This is a genomic window from Photorhabdus heterorhabditis (assembly GCF_001280945.1).
GTDB lineage: Bacteria > Pseudomonadota > Gammaproteobacteria > Enterobacterales > Enterobacteriaceae > Photorhabdus > Photorhabdus heterorhabditis.
In genome coordinates, this window is record NZ_LJCS01000108.1 from 1 (window position 1) to 7,014 (window position 7,014).

At 39.5% G+C, this 7,014-nt stretch carries 4 protein-coding genes and 1 pseudogene; 3 read left to right on the forward strand and 2 right to left on the reverse strand.

Going from position 1 to position 7,014, the window contains the following annotated elements; all coding sequences use genetic code 11:
* Positions 1-126 precede the first annotated feature (126 nt).
* A pseudogene (locus AM629_RS20200) lies at positions 127-366 on the forward strand (TerC family protein); the annotation flags it as partial.
* 289 nt (positions 367-655) lie between these two features.
* A complete protein-coding gene (sstT, locus tag AM629_RS20205; RefSeq protein WP_054481499.1) occupies positions 656-1,903 on the forward strand; it encodes a serine/threonine transporter SstT in 1,248 nt (415 codons plus the stop codon).
* Between the two features lie 120 nt (positions 1,904-2,023).
* On the opposite strand, the gene AM629_RS20210 is transcribed toward sstT, so the two are convergent.
* Positions 2,024-4,045, reverse strand: a complete 2,022-nt coding sequence (locus AM629_RS20210; protein ID WP_054481501.1) for an NADPH-dependent 2,4-dienoyl-CoA reductase — start codon at positions 4,043-4,045, stop codon at positions 2,024-2,026.
* 385 nt (positions 4,046-4,430) lie between these two features.
* Here AM629_RS20210 and AM629_RS20215 point away from each other — a divergent pair, with 385 nt between their 5' ends.
* Positions 4,431-5,030: a GNAT family N-acetyltransferase gene (locus tag AM629_RS20215; protein ID WP_054481503.1), complete on the forward strand. Its 600-nt coding sequence runs from the start codon at positions 4,431-4,433 to the stop codon at positions 5,028-5,030.
* A 53-nt stretch (positions 5,031-5,083) separates the two neighbouring features.
* Here AM629_RS20215 and AM629_RS20220 read toward each other — a convergent pair whose 3' ends face one another.
* The gene (locus tag AM629_RS20220; protein ID WP_054481504.1) at positions 5,084-6,019 is read right to left on the reverse strand and encodes a VirK/YbjX family protein; all 936 of its coding nucleotides are present in this window, start codon (positions 6,017-6,019) and stop codon (positions 5,084-5,086) included.
* Positions 6,020-7,014: the final 995 nt, after the last annotated feature.

The window sequence follows — 7,014 nt, forward strand, 5'->3', positions numbered from 1 at the left end:
GGGGGCAAACAAGATTCTATCAATATCCAAGCATCATCAGAAATGTCGTAACGTGCCACTATTTTGTTCCTGCATCGAAATCAATCAGATAATAATACTATTAATTGATATTAAGGGACACAGCCTAACCTTTTCGCTATCTTAGGATTACGTGCAATGTATTTCCTATTGGCAGGAGTGGCGGAGAAATTCACAATGTTGAAATATGGTTTGTCAGTTATTTTGGTATTTATTGGTATTAAGATGCTGATAATGGATGTTTATCATATTCCTATGGTGGTTTCTCTAGGAACGATAGCGGGTATTTTGGTAGTAACAATGATTATTAATATTTGGGTAAATAAGCGCGAAGCCAAAAAGCTCTAGTAATCAAGCAACTATTTTTTAATAGGAAACCATATCTTTCTGAATAAGGGGATATGGTTTTTTGTCTTAACTTGCTGAAAAGTGGTTAAACATAGAAATAAATAATTGTGTTTTATAAATGTATAAATTGCCGTTTTGATCACACAAATGTAAGTATATTGTTAATAAGTGCCGGCTGGGTTGTATATTTTAACTGTTGCTGTTTTTCACCATTCTTGGCTTCCCTATACTGGGGAAGCAAATACAAAAAATATAGATTTAACAGAACTGTTAATAAAATGGGTTAACTATGGAAAAACAAAAGAGTGGCTTCGTGCATTACTTTACACAGGGGAGCCTGGTTAAACAAATTTTGGTAGGTTTAATAGCAGGGATACTGCTAGCGTGGCTGGTGCCTTCGGTTGCTAAGTCAATCAGTTTGCTTGGGATGTTGTTCGTTGGTGCTCTGAAAGCAGTAGCACCGATATTGGTATGGGTTTTGGTGATGTCTTCAATTGCTAACCATAAAGAAGGTCAGAAAACCAATATTCGCCCAATTCTTATCCTCTATATCTTGGGTACTTTTTCCGCTGCATTGGTTGCTGTGGTTGGTAGCTTTATGTTTCCGTTACAACTGGTATTGGCTGTCAATGATGCTCAGATGTCTCCTCCTGAAAACATTATGGAGGTGATTAAAGGGATGTTGGTGAATGTTGTTGCTAATCCGGTGAATGCATTACTGAATGGTAACTATATCGGCATTCTGGCTTGGGCTATTGGTCTTGGTATCGCACTGCGTCATGCAACGGACTCAACTAAATCCCTGATTCATGATATGTCTGAAGCAGTTACTCAGGTTGTTCGGCTGGTCATTCGTTTGGCACCGATTGGTATTTTTGGTCTGGTGTCTTCAACAATTGCAGAGACTGGCTTTAAGACGTTGTTGGGGTACATCTATCTGCTAATTGTACTACTGGGTTGTATGCTGGTTATGGCACTTGTTGTAAACCCATTGATTGTTTACTGGAAAATTCGTCGTAATCCTTATCCTCTGGTATTTGCTTGTCTGCGTGAAAGTGGTGTAACTGCATTTTTCACTCGCAGTTCGGCTGCAAATATTCCGGTGAATATGGCTATGTGTCGCCGTATGAATTTGCATGAAGATACTTATTCTGTTTCCATCCCTTTGGGGGCAACGATCAACATGGAGGGGGCTGCGGTAACTATCACTGTATTAACTCTGGCTGCGGTAAATACGCTTGGGATGCCGGTTGATCTACTTACATCATTGCTGCTAAGTGTGGTGGCAGCAATTTGTGCATGTGGTGCTTCTGGTGTGGCTGGTGGTTCCTTATTGCTGATCCCTCTGGCTTGTAGCATGTTTGGTATTTCCAATGAAATTGCTATGCAGGTTGTGGCAGTAGGTTTGATTATTGGTGTATTGCAGGATTCAGCAGAAACTGGCCTGAATTCTTCTACCGATGTATTGTTCACCGCTGCTGTGTGTCAGGCAGAGGATGACCGTCTGGCATTGGATCAGCTAACTCGTCGTAATTGATTAATAGAATTTTCTGGCGGGTAATAGGTACGATGCGTAAGAATAGTAAAGTATCCGCGCCAGGAATGGCGCGGCTTGAGTATCTATTACATTGTTACGGCTTGTACATGACCATTTTTATCAAATTTTAAGTCCTAATCGAGTTCCCTGATCGATAGCTCGTCGGGCATCTAGCTCAGCTGCCACATCTGCTCCACCAATAAGATGCACTATTTTTCCTGCTTGCTGTAACGGTTGATACAATTCTTTTAGTGGCTCTTGTCCGGCACAAATAACGATGTTGTCTACCGAGAGACAGCTCTGTTCTCCATTACAGCTAATGTGTAATCCTTGATCATCTATTTTCAGATATTGCATGTTGTTGAGCATTTTCACACCACGCATATGCAGACTGGTTCTATGTATCCAACCTGTTGTTTTACCTAATCCTTCGCCAACTCTTGTGGATTTACGTTGTAATAAATAAATTTTTCGGGGGGAGGGTTCTGGTTGAGGGCCTTTAGGAGATAATCCTCCACGATGTATCAGATTTTTATCAATACCCCATTCTTCACTGAAAGCTGTACTATCAAGGCGGGTACTTTTTTCTGGCTGACTTAGATATTCTGCGGTATCAAAACCAATTCCTCCTGCGCCAATGATAACTACACGTTGACCGACAGCTTTCTTGTCTCTCAATACATCCAGGTAGCTCAGCACTTTTTCGTGATGGATACCATCAATAGTGAGCTGGCGAGGAACAATGCCGCTAGCGATGATGATCTCATCGAAATCAGAGAGTATTTCTATCGTTGCTGCTTGATTCAGTTGTACATCAACATGATGGATTTCTAGTTGGCGTTGGAAATAACGTAATGTTTCATGAAATTCTTCTTTTCCGGGGATTTGCTTGGCAATATTGAATTGTCCGCCAATTTGTCCGTCACGTTCAAACAGAGTGACATGATGACCACGACTGGCAGCAGTCACTGCAAATGACAATCCAGCCGGTCCGGCACCAACAACCGCTAGTTTTTTAGGCACAAGAATAGGTTTGGCATCCATTTCTGTTTCATAACAAGCGCGGGGATTAACCAAGCAAGAGGCTATTTCACCGACAAAAATCTGATCCAGACACGCCTGATTACAGCCAATACACGTGTTAATCTCATCTGCTCGCCCTTGCTGAGCTTTTAGAATAAATTCAGCATCAGCTAGGAAAGGCCGTGCCATCGAAACCATATCAGCATAACCTTGTGCTAGTACTTGTTCTGCAATTTGTGGATCATTAATTCTGTTTGTTGTGATCAATGGAATAGAAATTTTCCCCATCAGTTTTTGGGTTACCCAACTAAACCCAGCGCGAGGAACCATCGTGGCAATAGTCGGAATTCGTGCTTCATGCCAGCCAATACCCGTATTGATGATAGATGCCCCTGCTTGCTCAATGGCGACCGCTAATTGCTCGATTTCCTGCCAATTAGAACCATCTTCTACTAGATCTAACATTGAAAGCCGGTAAATCAGAATAAATTCTCGTCCAGTTGCCTGACGGACAGCTTTGACAATCTCCACAGCGAAGCGCATTCGATTCTCAAAGCTTCCGCCCCATTTATCTTGACGATGATTGGTACGAGTAGTCAAAAACTGGTTAATCAGATACCCCTCAGAACCCATGATTTCCACGCCATCATAGCCTGCCTGCTGTGCCAGTTGTGCACAGTGGGCGAAGTCTGCAATTGTTTGCAGAATATCTTCTTCTGTCATTTCACGAGGCATGAATGGATTAATTGGTGCCTGAATTGCAGAGGGGGCGACAAGCTGTGGTTGATAGCTGTAACGACCAGTATGCAGAATTTGTATTGCAATTTTTCCATCAGCTTGATGAACAGCTTCTGTAATAATTTTATGATGAGTAAGGGCTTTTTCATTTGCCAGAAATGCAGCGTTTTTCCCTATAACACCTTGTTTATTTGGTGAAATTCCGCCTGTGACAATCAATGCTACGCCTCCGGCTGCCCGCTCAGCATAAAAACGAGCAAGTCTCTGAGCGCCGTCGGGATGCTCTTCCAGTCCGGTGTGCATTGATCCCATAAGAACACGGTTTTTTAGTGTGGTAAACCCCAGGTCTAAAGGGGTAAACAGGTGAGGATAGTGGCTCATTGCAATCTCCATTCGGGTGTTTGTCAATCATAATCAGATTATTGTTATTGTGTTCGAAACCACCGGGTAAAACGCCAAGTGGTCGGATGAGATAATGATTCAAATTTAGACGGAATGAGGTTAATTGGGAAAAAAATGTTAAACGAATGTGATGGGTATCATGAAATCTGGCTCTGTTATGGCTCTAATATTTTTTTCTGAACGATGCAACAGGAATATGACAGATTGAAATTGTTATTTTTTCTAGTTTGTATTAGTTATCATGTTCCACGTCAGTGATCGTTTGGTTTTAATGAAAGATGAATTCCTCATATATTAACCGCATTCCAATTTTAATTACTGGATAGGATAATGTTTTCTATCTTATTGATAAAAAGCGACTATTATGAAAAGGCAGATGACTGAATGGATAACTTTGGTAGGAAAAGATATTACGCTAGAACCTCTGACACACCAGAGGAATGATGAATTTATACAGGTAATTGAAGAGGGCGAACTGCATAAATTGTGGTATACCATCATTCCTGCACCGGCTGAGCTAAGTAAAGAGATTGATCGTCGTTTACTTCTACATGAAGAAGGCGCTATGTTGCCTTTTGCTATTGTTGACCACCGGACAGGTAAAGCAGTTGGAATGACGACGTATATGGGCATTGATCCTAATGCTCGCCGGGTGGAAATTGGCTCCACGTGGTATGCGAGTTCTGCCCAGCGGACACATATCAATACAGAAGCAAAATATCTGCTACTGAAATATGCTTTTGAAGAATTGGATTGTATTGCAGTAGAATTCCGTACCCATTTTTTTAATCATCAGAGTCGGAAAGCGATAGAACGGTTGGGGGCAAAACTCGATGGAATTCTGCGTAATCATATTTTATCTAAAGATGGCAGTATTAGGGACACTTGTGTTTACAGCATAATTAGTTGTGAGTGGCCTACAGTTAAAACTCACCTTGAATGGCAGATGGTTAAGCCGAGGTAAGATTAATTTTAAGATCAGGCCGTCCTAAGAAAGTTGACGGCCTGATTCTAATGTTAATTTGAAGACAGGGAATCCCGCATTTCATTGTCCAGTTCGTCCAGTAATTGATAACGGCGGCGATATTCAGCACGTTTTTTACTGGCTATATCTTCAAGAGATTTCCTTTCAATGGATAATGGTAGATGAAAATCTTTATTTTTTTTCTTTTCCCCACCCAATGACTCCCAGAAAGTGTCGTAGTCAGCAACTAATTTGTCTTTCTTTTTATGCCAATAACGCAGGCTTTTGTAGATGTGAGAATCATTGCTGGCTGCCAGAATTTGCTGACATCCAAAGTGAGCAGCAAAGCGGCAGACGGATTCAAGCAGTAAGCGTTTTGGAAATAATCCATAACAATCTTTTGTCGCATGGCGGATAATGTCAAGGGTTGCATCTTCTTTAGAACCTTGTAGTCCGCCAATAAACAGTGTCTTTTTACCGGCAATAGTCAATAGTGTAAAGGCACATTTTGCCAGAGTTTTATTATCTTCTGTGCTAATAAATAAAGCGAGTTCACCTTCCTTGTTAAAACAGTCCATGGAATCTATAAAAATAGTGTAAGTTCCGTTTTTACCATTGATAACCGCTAATGGATATGCACTGGAACAAAATATTTTATTAATAATAGACTTATTTAACCCGGTAAATAAGAGTTGATAATGCTCATTTATTGCGCGTAATGTTTGCCCCCTATTGAAGTTAATACTCAGGTAAGGGCGATGTAGCTTAGATGGCAAACATGGCTGTTTTTTCAAAATATCCAGATAAAACGGTGTATTAACTATCTGGTTTAATAGTTTTAGTGTTGAGATTGGCATCAGAGCGCTACGCAAAGCAAACTTGGTGCGATTTTGCGCAGAATACCAATGGGGGCTGGGACTGATTTTTTTTCCGATTAAATCTGTAAACAATCGAATACCTGAGCTTGCAGGTTGATATATATATTCCATTTCGTTTCTTTCTAGCTAGACAGGAGGAAAACAATTTAACTAACTTATTATACCATTTAAGTGTTAAACAAAACTTCAACAAATTTGTATTTGTGTTTTTGTGGGGAAAAAACAACAATTGTTTAATGAGTGTTTAAGAAGTAATGATGTTTTTGTTATTTGTTTATTATTGGTTTGGTTTTCTGAGATGTTTTTTCGTTGTAAAAGTATACAGAAAATGTGAAGAAAGTTGCTATAGCCTTGTGCGATACTTGATGCCATTGTAACAAATTGAGCAATATTAGATATGTTCGATTTTAATGTAGTTTAGTTAACTTATTAATATGATTTCTGTTAATTTATTTGGCATTCTTTATTCATGTTATAATGAAATAGTAGATTTATATTTTATTTTTATACATATCATTGTGTTGGGTTCGATTTTATATATTTTAATTAAATTTATTTTCACTTATGGAATATGGATTGTATTTTTATTATTAATTTGTTCTAATGTTTTTGAGTGATGTACTTAACATCATTTTACAGAAAGACTATTCACAAGAATGAAATACTTACTTTTGCTGATAAATATGACAATCTTATTGGTTTAGCAGGGAAAGTTGATATTCACCAAAGAGGTATGTTGCATCAGGCTTTTTTTATATTTATTTTTGATTATATAAGGAAATTTACTCCTGAAAAAGCGGGAGAGACAATAAAACTGATCTTACATTGGTCATATTGGAGATGACTGCATCAATATTGTGCCCCACAATGTCACTATCGTCGCCGGAGAGAGCCTTCTTACAGAGCAATTACGGTTGTAACTGATGTTAGAGACGCTTGTTGTGGTCAAAGAGTTGGCTGAACTGACAGCCAGCCATACTGTTGTGGTCAATAAAAATTGGTCACTAGCTTAGAGTTTTCCCAAAATAATCGTTCTGATTCGTTGGGTGTCAACCCATTGTTGTACCCATGGGGGCGAAGCTGGCTATAATAACCCGTTATATAAT

Coding starts and splice junctions, on each gene's coding strand:
- AM629_RS20210 (WP_054481501.1), bottom strand. CDS start 4,045: ATGAGCCACTATCCTCACCTGTTTACCCCTTTAGACCTGGGGTTTACC.
- AM629_RS20215 (WP_054481503.1), top strand. CDS start 4,431: ATGAAAAGGCAGATGACTGAATGGATAACTTTGGTAGGAAAAGATATT.
- sstT (WP_054481499.1), top strand. CDS start 656: ATGGAAAAACAAAAGAGTGGCTTCGTGCATTACTTTACACAGGGGAGC.
- AM629_RS20220 (WP_054481504.1), bottom strand. CDS start 6,019: ATGGAATATATATATCAACCTGCAAGCTCAGGTATTCGATTGTTTACA.